Here is a 24,555-nt window from a genome sequence, read left to right as displayed (position 1 = left end):
GCGGCCCCGTGTCTTTCGTGATCCCCCGCCGCACCTCGACCACGTTCTCGCTGCTGACCGTCTGCACCGGCAACATCTGCCGGTCCCCCCTGGCCGAGCTGTACCTCCGCCGCGGTCTCTCGTCGTGGGACGACGTCACCGTGTCGAGCGCCGGCACCATGGCCGTCGACGACGACGTCATGCCCGACCAGGCCCGGGCCCTCGCCCGGTCCTTCGACCTGGAGCCCGACGACCACCGGGCCCGGTTCCTGTTCGAGCGCGACGTCCGCGACGCCGACCTCGTCGTGGCGCTCGCCCGCGAACACCGCCGGGCCGTCGTCTCGATGCACCCCCGCGCCAGCCGGTACACGTTCACCCTGCGCGAGGCCGCCCGCCTCGCCCGCGACGTGACCGACGCCGAGCTGGTCGACGCCCTGCCCGCCGACGCGTCCACCGTGGCCGACCGACTGCGTGCGACCGTGGCCCTGCTGGCCTCGCGCCGCGGCACGGTCGAGGCACCGGACGACGCGCTGGACGACGACGTCGTCGATCCCTACCGCCGGTCGGACGAGACGTTCACCGAGTCGGGGCGCCAGCTGGTGCCGGCGGCCGACGTGCTCGTGGACCTGCTGACCCGCGCCGCCGCCCTCGACGGGGGTGACCGCTGATGCCCGACGCACGCCGCAAGAGGGGCTCACGAGCACGCGCCCGCCGCCGCCTGGCCATCATCGGGATCGGTGCCTTCGTCCTCGTCGACCTCGGACTCGTCGCCCTGGCGCTGACCCGCGAACCGTCTGGTCTGGCTGCCGACGCCGAGCCCGCCGCCACGTCGACGCCTCGCCCGGTCGAGACCGAGAGCACGCCGTCGCCCACCGCGACCCCCACCACCGCCGCCGAGGCCGTGACGCCGACGCGCCTCCTGTCGGTCGTCGACGCGGGGACCGCCTGGCGCGCGCAGGCCGCGAGCTGCACCCCCGGCACCGTCGCGTCGCCGCCCGTCGTCGAGCAGACGACGTCGGGAGGCGCCACCTGGTCGGCCACGTCGGTCGCGACCGGTGGCTCCCTCGCCGGCCTGGACCGCCTGCAGGCGACGGACGCGTCGTCGGCATTCGTCGTCGGACCGGCCGGGGACGACTGCGCGCCGGCGTTCGCCCAGACCTTCAGCGGGGGTGCCGAGTACCGCGACTACCCCGAGCGACTGGCGGCGTCGTGGTACGTCGCCCGGACCGCGCCCGGCACCGTGCACTCCCCCTCGGGTGACCGTGCGGCCCCGTGCCCGACCGTCGTCGACCTCGCGGTCGTGAGCGACGCCGAGGCCGGGGTGCTGTGCAGCGACCGGACGTTCTTCCGCACCGGTGACGGCGCGACCACCTGGGACGCGGGCACCGTCGTCGACGGCGCCGTCGCCGTCACCGCTGCCTCGGGCTCGTACCTGGTCGCCTCGACCGGTGCCGCCGACTGTGACGGCACGGCCGTCGTGACGCCGCCGACCGCGTCGGGCGCGGCCGCGACGTCCGTGGGCTGCGCGCCGGCGTCGTCCGAGACGCCCGGAGCGATCGCGCTCTCGGCCTCGGCAGCGGCGGTCTGGCTCTGGGCCGACGACGTCGTGTCGGTGTCGACGGACGGCGGGGTGACCTGGTGATCGACCGGTTCATGGCCTCACCGGCGCGACGGACCGCCCTGCAGGTAGGGCTCGACGCCCTCTCGTGGGTCGTCGCGATCTTCTTCGCCGTGTCGCTGCGCTACGACTTCTGGTACGGCGACGTCACCTGGTCAGCGGTCTTCGCCGTCGCCGCCGTGACGGTCGTCGTCGGAGCGGCACTCGGCTACGCGACGGGGCTGTATCGTCGCCGGTTCGTGCCGGGCAGCTTCGCCGAGGTGCGCACCATCGTCGCGGTGGTCGTCGCGACCGGGCTGATCGTCGGCATCCCCGTCCTCGCGATCGGGACCGAGATCATGTTGGCGCGCAGCACCGTGTTCATCGCCATGCCGGTCGTCTTCGTCTTCATGGGTGCCCTGCGCTACGTGGCCAGGCTCTACGTCGAGACGCAGAGCCGCCCCGGCGAGAGTGCCCAACCGACGCTCATCTTCGGAGCGGGTCGTCTCGCCAACCACCTCGTCCGCCGCATGCTGACCGACCCGGCCTCGCCGTACCTCCCCGTCGGCCTGATCGACGACGACCGCACGCGGTCGAGCCTGCGCATCGAGGGCGTGCGCGTCCTCGGGACGAGACAGGACCTCGTCGCCGCCGCCGAGCGGAGCGGGGCGAAGGCGATCATCATCGGCATCGCAAAGGCCGACGCCCCCCTGCTGCAGGACGTCACCGACCGGGCCGCCGAGGCCGGACTCCGCGTGATGGTCCTCCCCCTGCTCGACGAGATCCTCGAGGGCAAGTCGAGACTCGGCGACGTGCGCGACATCGCCATCGAGGACATCATCGGCCGTCACCCGGTCGACACGCAGGTCGAGTCGATCGCGGGCTACCTGGCGGGCAAGCGCGTCCTCGTCACGGGAGCCGGCGGGTCGATCGGCAGCGAGTTGTGCCGTCAGATCGCCAAGTTCGGCCCTGCCGAGCTGATCATGCTCGACCGTGACGAGACCGGCCTGCAGCAGTCGCAGCTGTCGATCTCGGGCAACGGCCTGCTCGACACCAAGGAGGTCGTGCTGGCCGACATCCGGGACCCGGAGGCGCTGCGAGCGATCTTCGAGGACCGTCGACCCGAGGTGGTCTTCCATGCCGCGGCGCTGAAGCACCTGCCGATGCTCGAGCAGTACCCCGACGAGGCGTGGAAGACGAACGTGCTCGGCACCCAGAACGTGCTCGACGCGAGCAAGGCCGTGGGGGTGACGACGTTCGTCAACATCTCGACCGACAAGGCGGCGAACCCGACGAGCGTGCTCGGGCACTCGAAGCGCCTGGCCGAGCGGCTCACGGCCTGGACCGCCGACGAGACCGGTGCCCGCTACCTGTCGGTGCGGTTCGGCAACGTGCTGGGCAGCCGCGGGTCGATGCTGCCGGTGTTCACGTCCCTGATCGAGGCCGGTGGCCCGCTGACGATCACGCACCCCGACGTGACGCGGTTCTTCATGACCATCCCCGAGGCGTGCCATCTCGTGGTGCAGGCGGGCGGGATCGGCTCGCCCAGCGAGGTGCTCATCCTCGACATGGGCGAGCCCGTGCGCATCCTCGACATCGCCGAACGCATGATCGCCATGTCGGGCCGGGACATCGGCATCGTCTACACGGGCCTGCGCGAGGGCGAGAAGATGCACGAGGAGCTCGTCGGCCTCGGCGAGAGCGACAACCGGCCCGTGCACCCGAAGATCTCGCACACCACCGTGCCCGCGCTGCACCCGTCGCAGCTCGACGGCGTGCACGCCCACGTGGGCCCGTGGACGGCGGAGCTCGCGCGACCCGGCGCCTCGGAGTCACCCACGCACGTCGAGGACCCCGCGTGAGCGTCGGTTTCTGGACCGCAGCTGTACTCTGCCTGCTCACCTCGGCGCTGCTCCCCTTCGCGGTGCGACCGCTCCTGTACCGCTTCGCCGTGGTCGACGTCCCGAGCGAACGCTCATCCCACGTCCGCCCCACTCTTCGCGGGGGTGGGATCGCCCCCGGCATGGGGATCGTCCTCGGCACCCTCGTCCTGGCGGCCGCGGTCCCGGGCGTCAGCGGTCGACTGCTCGTCGTGATCGCGGTCGCCAGCGCAGCCTTCGCCATCCTGGGATTCGCGGACGACGTGCGCAGCCTCGGTTCCCTCAGCCGTGCCGTCGTCCAGATGGTCATCGCCACCGTGGCCTGCGCCGCGATCGTGACGATCGCCGAGGGCCCGTGGTGGCTGTACGTCCTGGGCCCCGTCGCCGTCGCCGGCTACGTCAACGTCGCGAACTTCATGGACGGCATCAACACGGTGTCCGGCCTGCACGGAACCGTCGTAGGAGCCTCGTTCGTGGTGTCGGGGGCGTTGGCCGGACAGCCCTGGCTCACGGGACTCGGCACGTGCATCGCCCTGGCCTTCTTGGCGTTCGTCCCCTGGAACGTCGTGGGTCGACGGATGTTCCTCGGTGACGTCGGAAGTTACCTGCTGGGTGGGACGATCGCCGTGGCAGCCGTGGGCGCGATCGCCATCGGTGTGCCGCTGGTCGCCGTCGTCGCACCGCTCGTGCCTTACCTCGTCGACACGTCCAGCACCCTCGCCCGCCGGGTGGCGCGGCGCGAGCGCTGGTTCGAGGCACACAACACCCACGTGTACCAAGTGCTGGCGCGTCGCCACGGCCACGTGCCCGCGTCGTCGATCGTGACCACGGCCACCGTGGCCTGTGCCGCGGCCGGTTCGCTCGCGTTCGTCGGTCCGGTCGGTGCCGTCGCAGCGGTCGTCCTCTTCGCGGTGATCGCGGCCGTCTACCTGTCACTTCCGAGTTGGACCCTGCGGCTCACCCATCGAGAGGCTCGTGTCGAGCATGTCTGAAACCCGTGACGCGACGACCTGGGTCGTGATCGGAGCGAGTGGCTTCGTCGGGAGTCGGATCGTCGCCGACGCCCGCTCTCGAGGCATCACGGTCGTCGAACTCGCGGCGCCCCGGCTGGAGGCGGTGCCCGCGGCGGCCGCGTCAGTACGGGCAGCTGCGGCCGGTGCCGTCGACGTCGTGGACGAGCTCGCCGCCGCCTTCCGCGGGGTAGAAGTCGTCGTCAACGCGGCGGGCCTCGCGACCCCCGACGCCGAGATGTCGGCATCCCTCGTCGGCGCCAACGCTGTCCTTCCCCTCGTCGCACTCGCCGCCGCTCGTCGGAGCGGTGCGAGGAGGTTCGTGCACCTGAGTTCCGCCGCCGTCCAGGGCCCGGTGCCCGTCCTCGACGAGTCGACACGGACGCTGCCCTTCTCGCCGTATTCGCAGAGCAAGGCCTGGGGCGAGCAACTGCTCGTCGAGGCGCGCGCCGAGGGCGCCCCGGACGACGTGACGGAGGTCGTCGTCGTGCGTGCCACCTCGGTGCAGGGGCCCGGGCGCCCCACGACGGACCGTCTCCGACGCCTCGCGGCGTCACCCCTCGCATCGGTCGCTTCACCGGGCGACGCACCCACGCCCGTGACCAGCGTCGCGGCCCTCGCCGAGTTCGTGACGGCGGTCGGGACCTTCGACGGAATCGTGCCCGCCGTCGTCCTGCAGCCCTGGGAGGGGCTCACGGTCTCCTCCGTGCTCGAGGCGGCCGGCGGGCGGTCACCCCGACGCCTGCCACGCCTGCTGTGCCGTTTCGTCGTGGGTTCTGCCCGCGTCGTCTCGCGACTGATCGGTGGACGCCTCGCCGGGCCGATCCGACGGGTGGAGCTGATGTGGTTCGGTCAGGGCCAGACGAGCGGTTGGGCCGAGAGCGTGGGCATCCGTCCGACGCCCGCCGTCGCCGACCTGCTCCGCGGGGGTGACGCGTGAGGATCGGCATCTTGACCCAGTGGTACGACCCCGAACCGGGGCCAGCTGCGATCCCGGGTGTCCTGGCCCGCGAGTTCGCGGCGGCAGGGCACGAGGTCCGCGTGCTGACGGGGTTCCCGAACTACCCGACGGGGCGTGTGTACCCCGGTCACCGCCAGACGTGGCGGAGGACGAGCACGGTCGACGGTGTCACGGTGACCCGCGTCCCGCTGTACGCGAGCCATGACTCGTCCGCCGTCGGACGAGCGCTGAACTACCTGAGCTTTGCCGTCTCGGCCACGGTCCTCGGGGCGAGGTCGCTGCGTGGCTGTGACATGGTCTGGGTCTACAACTCGCCGGCGACGGTGGCGTTGCCCCTGCTCGTCCACACCCGATGGGGGCGTCTGCCGTACTTCTTGCACGTGCAGGACCTGTGGCCCGACTCGCTCGTCCACAGCGGCATGTTCCCGGACGGTCGCGCCGGACGCCTCGCCCTGGCCGCCGTCTCGAAGACGGTGTCGCTGACGGAACGCCTGGCGCGACGGGTCGGGGTCATCTCGCCCAGCGTCGCGGATCTCATCCAGCGACGGAACCGTCACGTCGGGCCGGACGACGTCGTCTACGTGCCGAACCCGACCGACGAGGGCCTCTTCACGTTCGACGAGGTGCGCGAGCGTCGCGACGGGGAACCGTTCGTCCTGATGTACTCGGGTGCCATCGGGGACGTCCAGGGGCTCGAGAACGTCGTCGAGGCCGTCGGGGCATTGCCCTCGGACGTCGATCTGCGGCTCGTCCTGGTCGGTGACGGCATCGCCCTCGATCGCCTCAGAGCTCTCGCCTCACGAGTCGACGATGGAGGGCGCATCGAGTTCGTCGGCCGGGTGCCCAAGGAACGCGTGCCGGGTCTCATGAAGCAAGCCCACGCTCACCTGGTCTCCCTCGGGGCGTCGGAGTTCCTCGAGCACACGACGCCCAGCAAGATCCCGTCGTTGCTCGCGTCCGGCGCCGTGGTAGTCGGCGTCATCGCCGGTGACGGTGCCCTCTTGATCACCGAGTCCGGTGCCGGCACCGTCGTCCCCCCGGGCGACGCTGGCGCGCTGCAGGACGCGCTCATCTCGCTGACCCACCTGACGACGGAGGACCTCCGGGGTCGAGGCCGCTCGGGTCGCCATCACTACGACGCCCATTTCTCGGCCGATCGCGCAGCAGCCGCCATCATTGACGCAACGTCACCCACGAGTTCCGACCAGCACGCCACGAAGGACCGATCTTGACCACTGATGCCTCCGCCGATTACGTCGGCAAGAAAATTCTCATCACGGGCGGCACCGGTTCGTTCGGCCGTACCGTCACGCAGAAGCTGTTGAGCCGTGGTGTCGGCGAGGTGCGCGTCCTGAGCCGCGACGAGGCGAAGCAGGACCAGATGCGTCACGACCTGGGCGACGCCAGGGTCCGTTTCTACGTCGGCGACGTCCGCGACCACCTGAGCGTCGAGCGGGCCGTGAGAGACGTCGACTACGTGTTCCATGCCGCTGCCCTGAAGCAGGTCCCGTCGTGCGAGTTCTTCCCCATCGAGGCGGTCAAGACCAACGTGCTCGGCAGCGAGAACGTCGTCCGTGCCAGCGAAGCCGCCGGGGTCGAGTCCCTCGTCTGCCTCAGCACCGACAAAGCCGTCTATCCGGTCAACGCCATGGGCATGAGCAAGGCGATGATGGAGAAGGTCGCGCAGTCACACGGCCTGAACAACCCGAACGCCGTGACCACGGTGTCGTGCGTTCGCTACGGCAACGTCATGTACTCGCGCGGCTCGGTGATCCCCCTGTTCATCTCGCAGCTCAAGGCGGGGAAGGACCTCACGGTGACCGATCCGTCGATGACGCGCTTCATGATGTCGCTGCCGTCGTCCGTCGACCTCGTCGAGCACGCCTTCCGCAATGCCCATCAGGGCGACCTCTTCATCCGCAAGGCGGCGGCTTGCACCATGGGCGACCTCGCCCAGGCGGTCATCAACATCTTCCAGAGCGAGCGACGCGTCACCGTGATCGGCACCCGTCACGCCGAGAAGGTCTCGGAGGCGCTGGCCAACCGCGAGGAACTCTCGCGCGCCGAGGACATGGGCGACTACTTCCGCATCTCGGCGGACAAGCGCGACCTGAACTACGGCGCGTTCTTCGAGGAGGGCGACCCCGAGCAGGTCGAGTATTCCGACTACGACTCCCACACGGTCGACCGCATGACGGTGACCGATGTCGAGGCGATGCTCCTGGCCCTGCCCGAGGTACGTTCGGAGCTGGCCCTCGCGGGCATCCACCACCCCGAGGTCACCGCGTGAAGATCGCGATGACGGGGGCCGGTGGCTTCCTGGGGTGGCACACCCGCGCCCTCCTCCACTCGCTGGGTGAACCCGTCGTCCATCCGTTCGCCGTCGGCGATCGATTCGATGCTCAGCAGGCGGCGGAGGCCGTCTCGTGCAGTGATCGACTCGTCCTCATCGCGGGCGTCAACCGTGGCACGGATGACGAGGTCCACGCGGGAAACGTCCTGTTCGCCGAGCAGGCCGCCCGGGTCATCCGCGCCGCCGAGGTGGCGCCGGCCTGCATCGTCTTCGCCAACTCCACCCAAGTCGGCAACGGCTCGACCTATGGCGTCGCGAAGGAGGCGGCGGCACGCATCATCCGTGACGCTGCCGCGGACGTCGGGGCACGTTTCGTCGACGTGCACCTCCCGAACCTGTTCGGCGAGCACGGACGCCCTTTTTACAACGCCGTGACAGCGACGTTCTGCCACCTGCTGAGCCGCGGCGAGACCCCATCGGTCGACGTCGACCGCGAGCTGAGCCTGCTGCACGCGCAGCACGCCGCCGAGGCGCTCGTCGGCCTCGACGGGGCCGAGGACGTCCTCGCCCGCGCGACGTCGACGACGGTGTCGGAGTTGTTGGCGACCTTGTCGCGATTCGCCTCGGCGTATTCGAAGGGCGACGTGCCCGTGTTGGCGTCCGACTTCGAGCGCGACTTGTTCAACACCTACAGGTCGTTCGCGTTCGAGGCGTCACACGTCATCCCGCTGACCCAGAACACCGACGCCCGGGGCAGCTTCACCGAGGTGATCCGGTCACACGGCGGGTCTGGGCAGACGTCGTTCTCGACGACGGCGCCCGGCGTGACTCGAGGTCAGCACTACCACCGGCGGAAGATGGAGCGCTTCACCGTGGTGGCCGGAACGGCCGACATCCGGCTGCGGCGCCTGTTCTCGGACGAGGTGGTCACCGTCACCGTCGACGGTACGGCACCGTGTTCGGTCGACATGCCCACCTTCTGGGCCCACTCGATCACCAACACCGGTGACGACACCCTCTTCACGATGTTCTGGTCGAACGAGATCTTCGATCCGGCCGCCCCCGACACCATTCCGGAGACAGTATGAACACCCCTGCCCCTCGACTGAAGGTCTTGACCGTCGTCGGCACGCGACCCGAGATCATCCGTCTCTCCGCCGTCATCAAGCGTCTCGACCAGCACGTCGACCACGTCCTCGTGCACACCGGTCAGAACTACGACTACGAACTCAACGAGGTGTTCTTCGAAGACCTCGGGTTGCGACGGCCCGACCACTTCCTCGAGGCCGACACGAGCAGCCTCGGCGCCGTCCTCGGCTCGATCCTGGTCAAGACCGAGCAGGTTCTTCTCGCAGAGAAGCCCGACGCGATGCTGATCCTCGGAGACACGAACAGCAGCATCTCGGCCGTGATCGCCAAGCGGATGAAAGTCCCCGTCTTCCACATGGAGGCCGGCAACCGGTCGTTCGACGAGAACGTCCCGGAAGAGACCAACCGGCGGCTCGTGGACCACGTGGCCGACTACAACCTCGTCTACACCGAGCATGCCCGCCGCAACCTCCTCGCCGAGGGCCTGCACCCTTCGCGCATCCGCCTCACCGGCTCGCCGATGAAGGAGGTGTTGGCCCAGAACGCCGACGGCGTCGCCGGCAGCACGGTGCTCGCCGACGAGCATCTGGAGGCAGACGGTTACTTCTTGGTCAGCCTGCACCGTGAGGAGAACGTCGACCATGCCGGTCGTCTGGCCTCCATCTTGCGAGGACTCAACGACGTCGGTGTCCGGTACGACCTCCCCGTCCTCGTGTCGACCCACCCGCGGACGAGGAAACGGCTCGAGGAGTTGGGTGAATCCTTCGAGCGGCTGGTGTTCCACAAGCCGTTCGGATTCCACGATTATCTGGCCCTGCAGGCGTCGGCCCGGCTCGTTCTGTCGGACAGCGGAACGATCGCCGAGGAATCTTCCCTCATGGGGTTCAGAGCGGTGACCCTGCGTGACGCCATCGAGCGTCCGGAGGCCGAGGACACGGGCAGCATCATCCTGACCGGCACCACGTCCTCGGGCATCCAGAGGGCCGTCGACTACGTGCTGCAGGGTTCGTCAACCGGAGCGGTGCCCACCGATTATCAGATCGACGACACCTCTCACCGCGTTCTGGGGAACATCTTGTCGTCCCTTCCCTCTCACCACGCACGGACGGGAATCCGGACTTCGGCCCGCGAGGCAGAAAGCAACTGATGACGGAACGCGAACGAAAACCACGCGTGGCTGTCATCTGCCAGGTCATGGCTCATTATCGAGAGGCGGTTCACAAACAACTCGACGAGAGCAGCGAGTTGGACTTCGTGTTCGCTTCAGACCCTGACGGATCTCACTACGCCCTCAAGACGATGTCTCCGGATGGACTCCGGGAACACCTCGTGCTCAAGAACCGCTATTGGGGCCGAGCTACATGGCAGTCCGGCGTCACCCGCATGGCTTTGTCGAAGAGGTACGACTCGTACATCTTCACGGGCGACGTATCGGTCCTGAGCACGTGGGTGGGTGCAATCGTCGCCCGCTTGCGCGGGAAGCCTGTCCTGTTCTGGACAATCGGGTGGCATCGCCCGGAGGGGGGCATAAAATCGCTCGTTCGACTGGCGTTCTATCGGCTAGCCACCCGTCTGATGGTCTACGGCAACACCGCGAAGCGACTCGGGGCTGCTGCCGGCTACCCGGAGGACCGCATCACCGTGATCTACAACAGCGTCGGGCAGGTACCCATCCGTTCTGACGAGCAGGGCGCAGTGCCGACTCATCGCGTGGTCAACGTAGGAGCCATTGCGAGACTGAAGAGTGCCAAGCGCTTCGACCTCTTGCTTCACGCGGCCTCCGAGCTGACCCGAAGCGGGACTCCCGTACGCGTCACTCTAGGAGGTGAGGGGCCTGAGCACCGCCCTCTCTACGATCTGGCCGCAGACCTCGGAGTCGACCTCACGCTCACCGGCCCGGTCTACGGTGCAGAGGACACGAAGGTCTTCTACGACTCACTCGACGTGACCGTCATCCCCACCTACGCCGGTCTCAGCATCATCCAGAGCCTCGGCCATGGCGTTCCCGTCGTGACGGACGATGACGTCTATGGCCAGGGGCCCGAGTGGGAAGCGGTCACGAATGAGACCGGGGGCATCTTTGAACACGGCGACATCGCATCATTGGTGAACGCACTGGCACGTGTCATGAGTCGAGTCACGGCAGATCGATCAGGTGTTGCCGCTGCATGCCTGGCCGAAGTCGAGGAGCGATGGACGGCCCGATCACAAGCGGGCCGGATACTCGAGGCGATCCGAGACGAGTGGGACGTGAAGTCTCCCAGCGCCAAATGAAGACCTCAGGGCTACTGACGAATCGATTTGCGAGACAGTTCACAGCCGTCCTCAGCGGGTATGTCGGAAGCGCAATCATCCGTGCTGTCGCACTCGTTCTTCTCGCGCGGCTTGCTCTGCCGGACGATTTCGGATTCTTCTCGTCAGTGGCGGCTGCCATCGTGATCGCTCAGGCCATGACCGATCTGGGCCTGGCAAAGCTGATCTTGCGGGAACACAGCGCGAGGGTGGATCACGCCCTCGTGTCGGCGGCGCTGCGGACGAATTCACGCCTCTCGGCACTGCTGGCTCTGCTCCTGATCATCATGTTGCTGGGAGCCGGCTTGACCGCCGATTCGCGCTTCCTCTATCTGTTGCCCTTGGCCGTCGCTGCCGCTGCGGAGAAGAACGCGGATACGTTCTTGAGCATCGCCCTTGCCAACCAGCAGGCGTCCGTGAACACGACGAACATCATCCTGCGTCGCACCCTGTCTCTCCTCGTGTTCGTCTCCGCCACGTCACTCGGGCTTGATCCACTTTTCGCCTTTTCGGCTGGAGAGATGCTGGCTGCTTTGGTTTCTGCCGTCCTGGCTCGTCGTTACGCGTCCTCCAGGGTGCAGCCGGCGACCTCAGTTCCCTTCCGACTCGTGTTCCGAGCAGGGTTGCCGTTCTGGCTCAATTCGATGGCCGTCCAAGCCCGAAACTTCGACGTCCTGATGACCTCCGCGGTCTCGGGTACCACCCAAGCGGGGTTCTACGCGTCAGCGACCCGCCTGACGGGCCCTCTTCAGCTCGTTGCGAGTGCGGCGGCGACAGTCCTTCTCCCGTTCGCAACGAGAAGCACGGCCCGGCTCAGGATGGTGCACGCTTCGCTCGTCTTCCTGGCCGTCACGAGCATTGCTTATGTCTCGCTGGCGCTGCTCGTACCGTACGTCGTGCCGCTCGTTCTCGGAGACGCCTACGTTCCATCGATCCTCGTCATCCAGATCGTGCTGATCGGCTTGCCTTTCGCGTCCCTGACCGCGCTGTTGACCTCGGCTCTCCAGGGCTGGGGCCTGGCGAGGATGGCTGCGGTCGTCGCGATCGGCTTCACCATCGTCTGTTTGGCAGGGGTCTTCTCCGGGGCGTCACTGAACGGCGCCGTCGGCGCATCGATCGGCTTGACCATCGCCTACGTGTTACAAGCCATCGCAATAGTGCTGCTTGCACTCCGACACACATCCACCGTCCCCACCACGGAAAGTGACCGATGATGATCGAACGCGTTCGTGTGAGCGTGTGCATGGCTACGTTCAACGGTGCCCTGTACCTGACGGAGCAGATCGAGTCCATTCTGAGACAGTTACAGGCCGGGGACGAACTCGTCGTCGTGGACGATGCCTCGACGGACGAGAGCGCTCAGATCGTCGCCTCGTTCGGCGACGCTCGCATTCGCCTCATGGTCAACGAGCACAATGCCGGCCACGTTCGCACCTTCGAACGAGCTCTCGCAGCTGCATCCGGGGACGTCCTCATGTTGAGTGATCAAGACGACGTCTGGGCCGAGGGTCGTGTCGCCTACCTGCTCCATGAACTCGAGGGGGTGGGCATGGTCGCCTCGAACTTCGACCATGTGTCTCTCGCCAGTGGAGAACCTTCCGAGCGCCGACTGAAAGCCTCGTCATCCACTGTGGGCGATCTCGTGGGCCTGGCCCTCGGCAGACGACCCTATTACGGCTGCACGATGGTCTTCACAAGGGAATTCATCACCCTCGCGCTCCCCTTCCCGCCGGCGACCCAGGCGCATGACCATTGGCTCGCCATCTTGGGAATCGTGAGTCGCAGCCTGAGGCACGCACCCGAAGTGACCGTCCATCGCCGGCTACACGACGGCAACCTGTCGCCCCGCACGCGTCGAGCCTTGGGCCCGGTGGTGCACACACGGGTACGAATGGCGTCCCATGTGTTCGACGCTGCGGTGCGCCTTGTGGTCGTCGCTTCCTCGAGGCTCCGACGGGAACGGACTTGACATGACCTTGGTTCTCGCATTCCTCGCCGTTCTCGGGATAGCCACCGCTTTCCTCCTCCCGAAGAGGGCCGTCGCGTTCGCACTCGGAGTCATCTTGCCGATCGACTTCATCTCCGGCGTCAACCCGACGTACCTCGATGCTTCGCGCTACGGGCTTCTCATCATCCTGTTCGTTCGAACCCGCCGTGACACTTCGCGGGACGGAAACCCGTTCGTCTTGATGTGCTTCGCCGGTCTCGTCTTCATCGGCCTGGCCTCCGTCGCAAAAGGACTCGATGGCAGTCCGGAACAACTAGTTCGTGGAATCATCGGGATACTCTCCGCGCTGGCAGGAGTACTGCTGTCTCAGAGGCGGGGGCTCCACAAGGACCTCCTGCGCGGTTTCATCCTCGGAATGGCCGCCAGCGCAGCCGACATCGCCCTCCAAGTCGCCGGCCTGCCCTTCTTCGGAATGCCCAGCGCATTCGGTTTCAGGTACTCGGGCTTCAGCTTCAACAGCACGACCCTGGCCCCGTTGCTCGCCATCGCCGCAGTCCTGACCTTGTCCTCGTGGTTGTGGCCGCGACCGCAAGGCGGGGCACGCTTGATCGTGCTGACCTTCCGACTTGTCGTACTGGCAGTTCTCCTCGGTGGCCTCTACGAGAGCCAAGGTCGTGGTGGGGTCCTCTCACTCGCCGTGGCGGTCGGAGCCATGCTCCTGCACAAGAGCCGCCGGAGCCGCATTCGCATCGCGCTCCTCGCGGGGCTCGGTCTCGCTGTCATGGTCCGCTTCAGGTCGCAGCTCGAGACGCTGATCCTGAGGTCCGACTCCTCGGATGTCACGACAGGCCGTGGTGACCTCAACGCGAAGGCGTGGCAGGCGTTCGTCGCAGACCCGGTCTTCGGGGCAACGCCCAACGATCTCGAGTCCCTCAACCCGCACACTCCGTTCTTGACGTTCGCGATCGAGGCAGGCTTCGTCGGGCTGATGGTGGCTGTCCTCCTCACCGTCGCCTTGTCCATCGTTCTGTTCAGGCGCCCGATACCGGGTGGGGGGCATGTGTTCGTCGTTCGTTGCATGGCGATCATCGTGCTCATGACTTCGCTGCTCGAGCCGGACGGCCTCTACGTCGGCTTGTCGAAGGTCTTGTTGCTCTCCATCGTGCTGGGCCAAGGCCTCCTGACACCGCGGGAAGCGCCCACCCCTTCGGGCTTCGATGCGTCCCGACCAGCGAGCCCCTTCGCGACCATCATCAACAAACCCCTCGCAGGGCCTCCCTCCCGTCGTATCTGAGGGCGTGAGGTTCGATCATCGACGGTGATCACCCGTCGAGTCACCGGCGAGGCCAAGAGCCTGCTGGCGAGGGCGGCCCGTCAGGACCGGAGTGAATACCGCTTCAGGCGGAGAGCGGGCTTCTCCGCGAACCACCAAGACAGCAACGCCACTGCGACCGTTGCAGCGAGCACCATCGCAACGAGGGCCTCGCCGGTGAGGAGGCGGGCGAAGCCGGTCAGGAGAACCACGTTGATGAACACCTGGTGCCAGAGGTAAGAACTGAAACTCAGGTCGCCGACCCTGGAAGTGAAGCGCCGTAGAACGCGTGGCCCTTTCAGCCCGAGCCAAGTGGCGGAGTAAGCAAGCGGAATCGCCGCGGCAGCATTGACGAGTAGATCTGCCTGCGGCGAGATACCCAACCCGTTGATCGTGATGGCGAAGTAGAGCACCACAGCGATCAGGGCTACATCACCACGCCAAGGAATGCTCCGCCACGTGTGGCCGATGATCATGCCGAGGGCGAAGTAGAAGAGGTACGGGGCAAAGGACAGCCCGAACAGGAGCCAGAGGCGAGACGCCGCCGCGTTGCCACCCACAGCGGCATAGAGGAGGAGGCTGCTTATGCCGACGACCAGAACGACGGCGATCATCCAACGCCAATTCGTCTTGGCCCGCATCTTGACCAGCAGGGGCACGACGACGTAGAAGGACACCTCGACCGGAATCGTCCACAGGCTGCTGTTGACGATTCCGCCGCCGAAAGCGCCGACAAAGTCCGGGTTGTAGACCGGGACGAAGAAAAGGTAACTACCGACGAGCGCCAGAACCTCCCGTGGGCTGGCTGCGGTCAAGGATCCCGCAGCGGCGAGGATGAGAAGTGTTCCCGCAAGACAGATGTAGAGAGCGGGAGCGATCCTAAGGAAGCGGTTGAAGTAGAACTCGCGCCAACGGCGGCCGGTGTCGGATGCTTTCTCCGCGGAGGCGTAGATGAGCATGCCACTCAGGATGAAGAAGAGAGGCACTCCGCCCGAAAACCACCAATTGTTCTCCCGAGTGACCCACAGGAATTGGACATCGACGTAGAAGACGACGTGATGCACCACGATGGTCAGCGCTGCGAGCAGCCGGAGGAAATCGAAGTTGTTGTCTCGGGGCAAGCCCTGTGACAATTTCGGGGCAGACGTGCCGGCAGCCACCGGCACCCTAGGCCACGTCTCGGAGACGGATCACGGAACAGACCATCAGAGTCTTTCCACTTCTGGCCCCGTGACCACGTTCCTCGCATCGAAGACGGGGACTCCCGACGTCGACAACACATTCAGTTCGATGTCAGCGTGGTTGGTCAAGACGATGACCAAGTCCGCTTCGTCGACCGCGGCCTCGACTGAGGGGACCCGGACGACGCCCGACGGCCATCGGTGGTCTTCGACGTGGGAGTCGAGGCCGCTCACGACGGCACCGAGACCGAGGAGGAGCTCGATGATTCGGATAGACGGCGCTTCTCTGATGTCACCAGTATTCGGTTTGTACGCGAGTCCAACGAGACTGATCCGGGCTCCTCGAACCGACTTCGATCGATCGTTCAGCATGGTCATCACCCGCTGTACCACATAATTCGGCATGTGGTCGTTCACGTCGTTCGCAAGCTCGACGAAGCGGAAATTCATACCGAGTTGCTTGCGTACCTGCCAGGAAAGGTAGCTCGGATCGACGGGAAGACAATGACCCCCCACGCCCGGGCCCGGTGTGAACTTCATGAATCCGAATGGCTTCGACGACGCTGCTTCGATGCTCTCCCAGACGTTGACTCCGAGTTGATCGGCGAAGATGGCCAACTCGTTCACGAGGGCTATGTTGACGTGTCGAAAAGTGTTCTCCAGCAACTTCGTGAGCTCGGCCTCCTTCGTACCGGACACTGGCACGGTGGTGTCCACGAGTTCGTCGTAAAAGCCCTGAACGCTCTTCAGCGAAACTGGATTCATGCCCGAGACGACCTTCGGCGTCTCCTTGAATCCCCAGACTTTATTGCCGGGGTCGATGCGCTCTGGGCTGTATCCAACGTAGAAATCTACGCCTGCTCGAAGGCCTGATCCGCTTTCGAGAATGGGAGACAGGAGTTCTTCTGTGGTGCCCGGGTAGGTCGTCGACTCGAGAATGACCGTGACCCCAGGCCTGACGAATGGCGCCAGTGAAGCGGCTGACTTCTCGATGAAACTGAGATCGGGCAGGGAATCCCGCAACGGGGTGGGTACGGTGATGACCGCAAAATCGAAGCCCTCGACGTCATCGTATTGGGTGGTCGCCAGATAGCGACCACTGTCAAGCGCGCTGGTCAGCGTGGCATCGCTGATGTCATCGACGTACGATGTGCCCGCTTGAAGCAGTTCGATTCGATTGACGTCGAGGTCGATGCCTACGACGACGTGGCCTGCCTCGACCGCCCTCATGGCGACCGGCAGTCCCACGTACCCCTGACCTACGATGACCGTCTTCATTTTCGTGACTCTCTTTTGATCGTGACGCGACGACGCGAACACGTGCGATGCGGCGTGATTGCCAGATGAGTGCTGCTACTGGCTGATGGGCAGGGTGTTCAACGAGTCGTTGGCCAGGGCGGCCTTGACGGCGTCGAGGCCTGGTTGGTCGACGTTCACGATGGACTGGCCTCCGACCGAGCCGGTGCCGGCCGTCGGGACGGTGAAGAAGTGCATCTTGGACGTGTCGATCGACCGCAGGCTGACACCGAGCGAGGCGATCGTTCCGATGTCGAATTGCTTGTCGACGGTGAGGTAGGGCGACATCGCGGTGACGAAGGCCGAGACCTTGCCCGGGTCGGTCAGCGTCGACCGGCTCAGGACCGTGTTCGCCAGGCCCTTGACGAACGCCTGTTGGTTCTTGACGCGGGTGAAGTCCGCATCGGCAAAAGCATGACGTTCCCGGACGAAGCGGAGAGCCCGGTCGCCTTCGAGCTTGTTCAGACCGGCTACGTACGAGTACTCACCGGCTGAGAACGCCTGCGGCGAGAACACGTCGACCCCGCCCAACGCCGTGGTCATGCCCTTGAAGCCCTCGAAGTCGATGATGGCCACGTGGTCGATGCGGACGCCGAGCAGCTGCTCGACAGTCTGGACAGTCAGGGGTGAGCCGCCGTAGGCGAAGGCCGCGTTGATCTTGTTCGAGCCGTGGCCGGGGATCGGCACGTAGAGGTCGCGCATGATCGACATCACGTAGACGTTCTCGCGGTCGGCGTCGACGTGCACGAGCATCATCGAGTCGGTCCGCTGGTCCGACGACGACGGATCGTCGATGGTCGTCGCGTCGGCCCGTGAGTCCGAACCCATCAACAGGATGTTCATCGCCCCGTCGGGTGCCGGTGCCGGACGCGTCGACTCTTCGGGAAAGGCCTGCTCGATCTTCGTCGCGTTGTCGTTGAACGAGTTCGCCAGCCGCGACGCGTAGACGCCACCCACGACCCCGACGATCACGATGACCCCCACCAGCACCGACGCCAGCGTGATCAGAGCGATGACCGGCTTCGAGCGACGACGCCCGCGCTTCTTCTGCGGCGTCGGCTCGCCACCGTCGCCCTCGTCCGGCGTCAGCGTGAAGATGTCGCTCATGCGGCTCGCTCCCCTAGCACTCGGTCACGGATCTCGGCCACAGCGCACCTGACTATAACAAGGAGCCGACGATTCCTCGCCGGACCTCCCCGCCCCGGACGACGGCTTCCTTCACCCGACCAACTCGTTCGCGGTACGCAACACCCGTTGCGCGACGAACTCCTCCCCCACGCCCACCACCTCGGACGCCACCGTGAACACGGCCGCCTCGCCCGGCAGCAGAGTCACGAGCATCTCGTCCACCGTCGCGGCAGGGTCGACCTTGTCGACGAGCAGGGCCAGGTCGCGCACGAGCGCACCCGCCGTCACCTCGACCCGGTAGCCCGCGCCCGACCCCGATCCCTCGCTCAGCGCGGTCACCGACGTCGACAGCGACGCCGCGGCGAGCGCCGAGTCCCGCGGCTCGACCGGGAACCACAGTCCGCGGGTCACCCCGGGCAGCGACGCCACGAGCAGCTCCGACTCCGGAGCACCGAACGCCGCCACGGCCGAGGGCACCGGAACGGTCACTGAGTCGCGGGCCGCCACCGTGAGCGACACCTGCTCCGAGGCGAGGACGCGACCGTCGTACGCGACGCGGCGCACCGTGACCGGGCCGGCCAGCGCCTCCTCGGTGTCGTTGACCACGACCACGGCGAGGCCGCCGTCGCGGGGCTGGATCGTCACGAGCCGGTCGGCGAACGCGTGCCGCATCGCGTAGAGCAGCGGCTTGCGCTGCCCGTCGCCGTCGACCGCGGCCCACGACGTCACCGGCCAGCAGTCGTTGATCTGCCACACCACGGCTCCCCTGCACCGCGGGGCGTGCGAACGGAAGTGCTCGAGCGCCACCTGCACCGCGTTCGCCTGGTTCAGCTGCATCGCCCAGTGCCACGCCTCGATCTCGTCGGGCAGCCGGTAGTGCGCCAGCAGGCCGTCGGTCAACTTGTCGTTGCCCTGCATGGCCTTCTGGTGCACGATCATGCCGGGCGACTCGGGCGTCAGCGGCTCGTCGTGGATCGCCCGGGTCATCGCCGACCAGGTGGGCGGCCCCTGCCAGCCGAACTCGGCCACGAAGCGCGGCACGACGTCGCGGTACGTCGGGTAGTCCTTGCGGTTCCACTGCTCCCACAGGTGGACCGACCCGTGGTCGGGGTCGCTCTGCGCCACGTCGAGGCTGCCCGACCAGGGGCTGCCCGCCGCGTACGGACGCCCCGGGTCGAGCTCGCCCACCAGCGCCGGCAGCAGGTCGAGGTAGTAGCCCAGCCCCCAGGTCGCCCCGTCGAGCCGGCGCTCCCAGCCCCACTCGTCGTGGCCCCAGATGTTCTCGTTGTTGCCCGTCCACAGCACCAGGCTCGGGTGGGTCATGAGCCGCGTCACGTTGTCGCGCACCTCGGCCTCGACCTCGCCGCGCAGCGGGTCCTCCTCCGCGTAGGCGGCACAGGCGAAGAGGAAGTCCTGCCAGGTGAGCATGCCGCGCTCGTCGCACAGCTCGTAGAAGTCGTCGGACTCGAAGATACCGCCACCCCACACCCGCAGCAGGTTCACGTTGCCGAACTCGGCCTGCTCGATGCGCTCCCGGTAGCGGTCGCGTCCGATGCGGTGCGGGAACGCGTCGTCGGGGATCCAGTTCGCCCCCTTGATCCACAGCGGCTCACCGTTCACCACCACCGTGAAGCTCGTGCCGATGTCGTCGGGCTCGACCCGCACCTCGACGGTGCGGAACCCGATCCGCGACGACCACTGGTCGAGCACGTCGCCTGCCGTCTCCCCGTCAGCCGAGGAGGCGCGGGTCCCGTCGACCCCGTCGCCGTCATCCCCCGAGGAGGCGCGGCCCGCGTCCCCGTCCCCTCCCCCGGTCACCGAGACCCTCACGTCGTAGAGCGGCTGCCCGCCGTGACCCCGCGGCCACCACAGCTCGGGGTCGTCGACGACCACCTGCACGACCGTGGAGTCCGCGCCCGGCTCGACCCGCGCCTCCTGCGTGACGGCGCCGACGGTCGCCCGGACGGTCACCGGCGCGGCCGCGTCCCCGACCGACGCCCCCGCGCGCTCGAGGTCGACGTGCACGTCGACGACGCCCCGCGACCCATCGACCGTCACGACCGGTCGAACCGACGCCAGCCGCACCGACGACCACGACTCGAGCGTCACCGGCCTCCAGATGCCCGAGGTCGCCGTGTCGAGCCCCCAGTCCCAGCCGAAGCTGCACGCCATCTTGCGGATCGCGTTGTAGGGGTGGTGGTTCACGTGCGGCCGGTAGCCGAGCGCCAAGCTCTGCGCGTCGGCGTAGGCCACGGGCGACCCGAAGCGCACCTCGAGGTCGTTCGACCCCTCGCGGAGCCGTCCGTCGACCCCGACCCGGTAGGTGCGGTGCTGGTTGCGCGTCTCGGCGACGACCTCGCCGTTGAGCAGCACGGTGGCCACGGTGTCGAGGCCCGCGAAGACCAGCTCGTGACGGTCGTGCCCGTCGGGCCGCCAGTCGAACGTCGTCGCGTACGACCAGTCGGCCTGGCCGATCCAGGCGAGCAGGTGCTCGTTCGCGTCCAGGTACGGGTCGACGATCAGGCCGGCCGCCAGCAGGTCGGTGTGCACCGTGCCCGGGACGGTCGCGGGCACGTCGACGGCCGCGATCTCGGGAGGCACGGGGCCCGCGGTGCTGCGCAGGCTCCAGCCGGTGTGCAGGGGGCGGACGGCGCGCTGCGTCGCGCGGGTGGTGGTGCCGGTGGTGGTCTCGGTGGTGCTCATGTCGCTCCCAGCGATCGAGGGTGTGGCGTGGGGTCGGGCCCGCCCACCATGAACCCCGTTTCGAACGAAACACCCGGAAGCAACGGGGTGCAACGTTCGAAACCGGGTTCATGGCCGGGCGGATGGGGCGCGGTTCAGGCGCAGGAGGGGCGGTGCCGGTCAGGCGCGGGCGGCGCGCCGCTCGGCGATGCGCTTCTCGGGGTCGGGCGCGGCCTCGGCGAGCTGCTGCGTGTAGGGGTGCTGCGGGTTCAGGATGACCTCGTCGGGGGTCCCGCGCTCGACCACCTGCCCCTTGTACATCACGAGGATCTCGTCCGAGAAGTGGCGGGCCGTCGCCAGGTCGTGCGTGATGTAGAGCACGCCGAGGTCCTCCTGCCGCTGCAGGTCGGCCAGCAGGTTGAGCACCCCGAGCCGGATCGACACGTCGAGCATCGAGACCGGCTCGTCCGCGATCAGGATGCGCGGCTCGGGCGCCAGGGCCCGGGCGATCGCCACGCGCTGCCGCTGCCCGCCCGACAGCTCGTGCGGTCGACGCGCGGCGACGTCGGCGGCCGGGCCGAGCTGCACCCGCCCGAGCAGCTCGCGCACCTTCTCGTCGACCGTCGAGCGGGTCGCCTTGCCGTGCAGCAGCAGCGGCCGCGCCAGGTGGTGCCCGATCGAGTGGAACGGGTTGAGCGAGGCGAACGGGTCCTGGAAGACCATCTGCACGTCGCTGCGGTAGCGCCGGAGGGCCTCGCCGTGCCGGGGCGCCACCGCACCGTCGAGCACGATCGAGCCGCTCGTCGGCCGTTCGAGCTGCAGCAGCATCTTGGCGATGGTCGACTTGCCGCTGCCGCTCTCACCGACCAGGGCCACCGTCTTGCCGGCCTCCAGCGTGAAGCTGACGTCGTCCACCGCGCGCAGGCGACCCTTCTCACCCCGGCCCCCGCGCACCCGGTAGTCCTTGACGACGTTCCGGAACTCGAGCGTGCTCACGCCGCGCCTCCTGTGCTCGTGGCGACGGACGTCGCCGGTTCGTGCCCCGAGGAGGCGCGGGTCGCGCCGTCCCCGGCCGTCTCGTCGACCCCGCTGCGGATGAACGCCCCACGGTCGCCCGTGAGGCTCGGGAACGACCCGAGCAGCTTCTTCGTGTACTCGTGCTGCGGGTTCGTGTAGAGCTCGGTGGACTCCCCGATCTCGACGATCTCGCCCGCGCGCATCACGGCGATGCGGTCACTGATCTCGAGCAGCAACGGCAGGTCGTGCGTGATGAAGATGACCGCGAAGCCCAACTCGTCGCGCAACCGCCCGATCTCGCGCAGGATCTCGCGCTGCACCACGACGTCGAGGGCGGTGGTCGGCTCGTCCATGATCATCATCTGCGGGCCGAGGGCGAGCGCCATCGCGATCATCACGCGCTGGCGCATGCCGCCCGAGAGCTCGTGCGGATACGACCGGAGCCGGTTGCGGTCGACCCCGACGGTCTCGAGCAGCTTGCCCGCCCGCTCGACGCGGTCGGCCTTCTTCCAGTACGGCCGGTGCGTCTTGAAGACGTCCTCGAGTTGGGCCTGGATCGTCGTCACCGGGTTGAGCGCGTTCATCGCCCCCTGGAACACCATCGACAGCTTGTCCCAGCGGAACGCCCGCAACGCCTTGTCGTCGAGCTCGGGCAGCAGGATGTCGGCGCCCTCGGCATCGTGGAAGACCACCCGACCGCCCGTGATCACGGCCGGCGACTTGAGCAGCCGGTTGATGCCGTAGGCGAGCGTCGTCTTGCCGCAACCCGACTCGCCCGCCAGCCCGAGGATCTCGCCCCGGGCCAGCTCGAAGCTGACGTTCTTGACGGCGTGCACGGGGTGCTCGACGGCGTAGTCGACGCTGAAGTCCTCGACGGTCAGGACGGTGCTCATGCGGTGGCCCCCTCGGTGGTGCCGGCGGCTGCCTCGGCCCGCGCCAGTCGCTTGCGGTCGGCCCGGCTGACGCCGGCCCGGGTCTGGTCGCGCAGCTTCGGGTTGATGATCTCGTCGATGGCGAAGTTCATCAACGACAGCGCGCACCCCAGCAGCGCGATCATCAGCCCCGGCGGCACGAACCACCACCAGGCGCCGAGTCGCAGCGCGAGCCCGTTCTGCGCGAAGTAGAGCATCGAGCCCCAGGTGAACTGGCCCGAGACGCCGAGCCCCAGGAACGACAGTCCCGCCTCGGCGAGGATCGCGAAGATCACCGCGAACAAGAACTGGCTGGCCAGCACGGGCAGCACGTTGGGCAGGATCTCGACGGCGACGATGCGCCAGGTCTTCTCGCCCGACACCCGCGACGCGGCGACGTAGTCGCGCGACCGCAGGCTCAGCGTGATGGCGCGCAGCACCCGGGCGCTGGCCGCCCAGCTCGTGATGACGATCACGAAGGCGATCACCACGAGGCCCTTCTGCGGCACGTAGCTCGACACGATGATGGCGAGCGGCAGGCCGGGGATGACCAGCACGACGTTCGAGAACAGCGAGAACGCCTCGTCGACGAACCCGCCGACGTAGGTGCCGATCACGCCGAAGACGATGGCCAACGCCATCGCGACGACGCCGACCAGCACGCCGATCAGCAGCGAGCCGCGGGTCGCGTAGGCCAGCTGGGCGAAGACGTCCTGCCCGGTCTGCGTGGTGCCGAGCAGGTGCTCCCCGCTCGGGGCGCTCAGGCCGACGTCGCTGATGGCCTGCGGGTTCTGGACGACGAACGGGAAGACCAGGCCGAACAGGGCGATGGCGGCGATCATGCCCGCCCCCACCCAGAGCTTGGGCGTCACGTGCGGGAAGACCCGCTTGAGGCCCTTCCGGCCGGTGCCCGCGCCGCTGTCGCCGGTGGGAGAGTTCGGGTCGGCGAGCTGGCCGAGGTCGATCGTGGACATGCTCGTCGTCCTAACGCTTGGCGCGCGTGCGCGGGTCGATGAAGCCGTACATCAGGTCGACGATGAAGTTCGTCCCCAGCACGGCGAGGGTGATGACCAGGAAGATGCCCTGCATCAGCGCGTAGTCGTTGTTCTGCGTCGCCGTGAAGAGCGCGTTGCCGATGCCCGGGTACGAGAACACCTGCTCGGTCACGATCGAGCCCGACACGACGAACCCGAGCGAGATCGCGAAGCCCGCGAACTGCGGCAGCACCGCGTTGCGGGCCGCGTAGCTCTGGCGGATGCGCATCGGCGACAGGCCCTTGGCCTCGGCGGTGACGATGTAGTCCTCGCTGAGGGTCGACACCATCATGTTGCGCATGCCGAGCAGCCAGCCGCCGACCGACGAGATGATGATCGTCAACGCCGGCAGCGTGCCGTAGAGCACCGCGCTCTGGACGAACGTCCAGTTGAGCCCCGGCGTCGCCTCGTACACGTTGTAGCCGCCCGACAGCGGGAACACCCGCAGGACGCTGCCGAACACGTACAACAGGATGAGCGCGAGCCAGAAGTACGGCACCGCCTGGAACATCGTCGTCACCGGGATGAAGTTGTCCAGCACCGAGCCACGCTTCCACCCGGCGAGGGTCCCGAGCCCCACCCCGAAGACGAACGACAGGATCGTCGCGATGCCGATCAGGGCGATCGTCCACGGGATGGCCTGGCCGATGATGGTCGACACCCCGGCCGGGAAGTACGACACCGAGATGCCGAGGTCCCCCCGGGCCAGGTTGCCGAGGTACTGCACGTACTGCGAGAACAGGGGTTCGTCCGAGTCGGAACCGAGAAGGAGGCGCAGGCTGGTCACGGTCGCCTCGCTGACCGGTCCCTTCTGCTGCATCTTGGCCAGCAGGATGTCCACCGGGTCACCGGGCAGCAACCGCGGGATGAAGAAGTTCAGCGTCAGGGCCGCGAACAACGCGACCGCGTAGAAGCCGACCTTCTGCGCGACGTACCTCATCCGCG

At 67.5% G+C, this 24,555-nt stretch carries 21 protein-coding genes; 13 read left to right on the top strand and 8 right to left on the bottom strand.

Translation table 11 applies throughout. The features are described from left to right. Nucleotides 1–8 precede the first annotated feature (8 nt). From IFT79_RS06410 to IFT79_RS06350, 13 genes are read left to right on the top strand one after another with little or no spacing between them, the layout of a single operon-like run. Nucleotides 9–647: an arsenate reductase/protein-tyrosine-phosphatase family protein gene (locus IFT79_RS06410; protein WP_056046059.1), complete on the top strand. Its 639-nt coding sequence runs from the start codon at nucleotides 9–11 to the stop codon at nucleotides 645–647. Beyond that, nucleotides 647–1,621: a hypothetical protein gene (locus IFT79_RS06405; protein WP_192123304.1), complete on the top strand. Its 975-nt coding sequence runs from the start codon at nucleotides 647–649 to the stop codon at nucleotides 1,619–1,621. Before IFT79_RS06410 ends, IFT79_RS06405 begins: the two co-directional genes overlap by 1 nt. Beyond that, complete coding sequence (locus IFT79_RS06400; RefSeq protein ID WP_342211784.1) at nucleotides 1,618–3,438, top strand: polysaccharide biosynthesis protein; 1,821 nt, start codon at nucleotides 1,618–1,620, stop codon at nucleotides 3,436–3,438. Before IFT79_RS06405 ends, IFT79_RS06400 begins: the two co-directional genes overlap by 4 nt. Then, nucleotides 3,435–4,448: a glycosyltransferase family 4 protein gene (locus tag IFT79_RS06395; protein ID WP_192123302.1), complete on the top strand. Its 1,014-nt coding sequence runs from the start codon at nucleotides 3,435–3,437 to the stop codon at nucleotides 4,446–4,448. Before IFT79_RS06400 ends, IFT79_RS06395 begins: the two co-directional genes overlap by 4 nt. Next, complete coding sequence (locus IFT79_RS06390; RefSeq protein WP_192123300.1) at nucleotides 4,441–5,406, top strand: NAD-dependent epimerase/dehydratase family protein; 966 nt, start codon at nucleotides 4,441–4,443, stop codon at nucleotides 5,404–5,406. The genes IFT79_RS06395 and IFT79_RS06390 overlap by 8 nt, the downstream gene beginning before the upstream one ends. A gap of 11 nt (nucleotides 5,407–5,417) precedes the next feature. After that, a complete protein-coding gene (locus tag IFT79_RS06385; RefSeq protein WP_162234600.1) occupies nucleotides 5,418–6,659 on the top strand; it encodes a glycosyltransferase family 4 protein in 1,242 nt (413 codons plus the stop codon). Further along, nucleotides 6,656–7,717, top strand: coding sequence for an SDR family NAD(P)-dependent oxidoreductase (locus IFT79_RS06380; protein WP_056046070.1), 1,062 nt, complete (start codon nucleotides 6,656–6,658; stop codon nucleotides 7,715–7,717). The genes IFT79_RS06385 and IFT79_RS06380 overlap by 4 nt, the downstream gene beginning before the upstream one ends. Beyond that, complete coding sequence (locus IFT79_RS06375) at nucleotides 7,714–8,808, top strand: polysaccharide biosynthesis C-terminal domain-containing protein (RefSeq protein WP_056046072.1); 1,095 nt, start codon at nucleotides 7,714–7,716, stop codon at nucleotides 8,806–8,808. Before IFT79_RS06380 ends, IFT79_RS06375 begins: the two co-directional genes overlap by 4 nt. Continuing rightward, complete coding sequence (gene wecB / locus IFT79_RS06370; RefSeq protein ID WP_056046074.1) at nucleotides 8,805–9,956, top strand: non-hydrolyzing UDP-N-acetylglucosamine 2-epimerase; 1,152 nt, start codon at nucleotides 8,805–8,807, stop codon at nucleotides 9,954–9,956. The genes IFT79_RS06375 and wecB overlap by 4 nt, the downstream gene beginning before the upstream one ends. Continuing rightward, entirely contained in the window at nucleotides 9,956–11,083 is a 1,128-nt protein-coding gene (locus IFT79_RS06365) for a glycosyltransferase (RefSeq protein WP_192123298.1), read from the top strand. Before wecB ends, IFT79_RS06365 begins: the two co-directional genes overlap by 1 nt. After that, nucleotides 11,080–12,315 (top strand): lipopolysaccharide biosynthesis protein, encoded by a 1,236-nt coding sequence (locus IFT79_RS06360; protein ID WP_192123296.1) that lies wholly within the window; start codon nucleotides 11,080–11,082, stop codon nucleotides 12,313–12,315. Before IFT79_RS06365 ends, IFT79_RS06360 begins: the two co-directional genes overlap by 4 nt. Further along, a complete protein-coding gene (locus IFT79_RS06355) occupies nucleotides 12,312–13,070 on the top strand; it encodes a glycosyltransferase (RefSeq protein WP_056046081.1) in 759 nt (252 codons plus the stop codon). Before IFT79_RS06360 ends, IFT79_RS06355 begins: the two co-directional genes overlap by 4 nt. Before the next feature lies 1 nt (nucleotide 13,071). Continuing rightward, nucleotides 13,072–14,343 (top strand): O-antigen ligase family protein, encoded by a 1,272-nt coding sequence (locus IFT79_RS06350; RefSeq protein ID WP_192123295.1) that lies wholly within the window; start codon nucleotides 13,072–13,074, stop codon nucleotides 14,341–14,343. A gap of 80 nt (nucleotides 14,344–14,423) precedes the next feature. Here the strand turns inward: IFT79_RS06350 and IFT79_RS06345 are convergent, their stop codons facing one another. The 8 genes from IFT79_RS06345 to IFT79_RS06310 form a co-directional block, all read right to left on the bottom strand. Continuing rightward, the gene (locus IFT79_RS06345) at nucleotides 14,424–15,521 is read right to left on the bottom strand and encodes an acyltransferase family protein (RefSeq protein ID WP_162234602.1); all 1,098 of its coding nucleotides are present in this window, start codon (nucleotides 15,519–15,521) and stop codon (nucleotides 14,424–14,426) included. A gap of 45 nt (nucleotides 15,522–15,566) precedes the next feature. After that, nucleotides 15,567–16,820 carry a nucleotide sugar dehydrogenase gene (locus IFT79_RS06340; protein ID WP_056046087.1) on the bottom strand — a complete coding sequence of 418 codons (1,254 nt, stop codon included), beginning with the start codon at nucleotides 16,818–16,820 and terminating at the stop codon, nucleotides 15,567–15,569. 75 nt (nucleotides 16,821–16,895) lie between these two features. Next, nucleotides 16,896–17,945 carry an LCP family protein gene (locus tag IFT79_RS06335; protein ID WP_056046089.1) on the bottom strand — a complete coding sequence of 350 codons (1,050 nt, stop codon included), beginning with the start codon at nucleotides 17,943–17,945 and terminating at the stop codon, nucleotides 16,896–16,898. Between the two features lie 111 nt (nucleotides 17,946–18,056). Further along, on the bottom strand, nucleotides 18,057–20,669 hold the full coding sequence (locus IFT79_RS06330) for a glycoside hydrolase family 2 protein (protein WP_192123294.1): 2,613 nt from the start codon (nucleotides 20,667–20,669) through the stop codon (nucleotides 18,057–18,059). A 159-nt stretch (nucleotides 20,670–20,828) separates the two neighbouring features. Beyond that, nucleotides 20,829–21,644: an ABC transporter ATP-binding protein gene (locus IFT79_RS06325; protein WP_123570316.1), complete on the bottom strand. Its 816-nt coding sequence runs from the start codon at nucleotides 21,642–21,644 to the stop codon at nucleotides 20,829–20,831. Then, nucleotides 21,641–22,558, bottom strand: a complete 918-nt coding sequence (locus tag IFT79_RS06320) for an ABC transporter ATP-binding protein (RefSeq protein ID WP_192123293.1) — start codon at nucleotides 22,556–22,558, stop codon at nucleotides 21,641–21,643. The genes IFT79_RS06325 and IFT79_RS06320 overlap by 4 nt, the downstream gene beginning before the upstream one ends. Next, nucleotides 22,555–23,550 carry an ABC transporter permease gene (locus tag IFT79_RS06315; RefSeq protein WP_082460275.1) on the bottom strand — a complete coding sequence of 332 codons (996 nt, stop codon included), beginning with the start codon at nucleotides 23,548–23,550 and terminating at the stop codon, nucleotides 22,555–22,557. Before IFT79_RS06315 ends, IFT79_RS06320 begins: the two co-directional genes overlap by 4 nt. A 10-nt stretch (nucleotides 23,551–23,560) precedes the next feature. Next, complete coding sequence (locus IFT79_RS06310; protein WP_123570318.1) at nucleotides 23,561–24,550, bottom strand: ABC transporter permease; 990 nt, start codon at nucleotides 24,548–24,550, stop codon at nucleotides 23,561–23,563. Between the last annotated feature and the right edge of the window lie 5 nt (nucleotides 24,551–24,555).

The organism is Frigoribacterium sp. CFBP 8759, assembly GCF_014841655.1.
GTDB lineage: Bacteria > Actinomycetota > Actinomycetes > Actinomycetales > Microbacteriaceae > Frigoribacterium.
The sequence above is the reverse complement of the archived record's forward strand: the minus strand, read 5'-3'. Positions and strand labels throughout refer to the sequence as shown.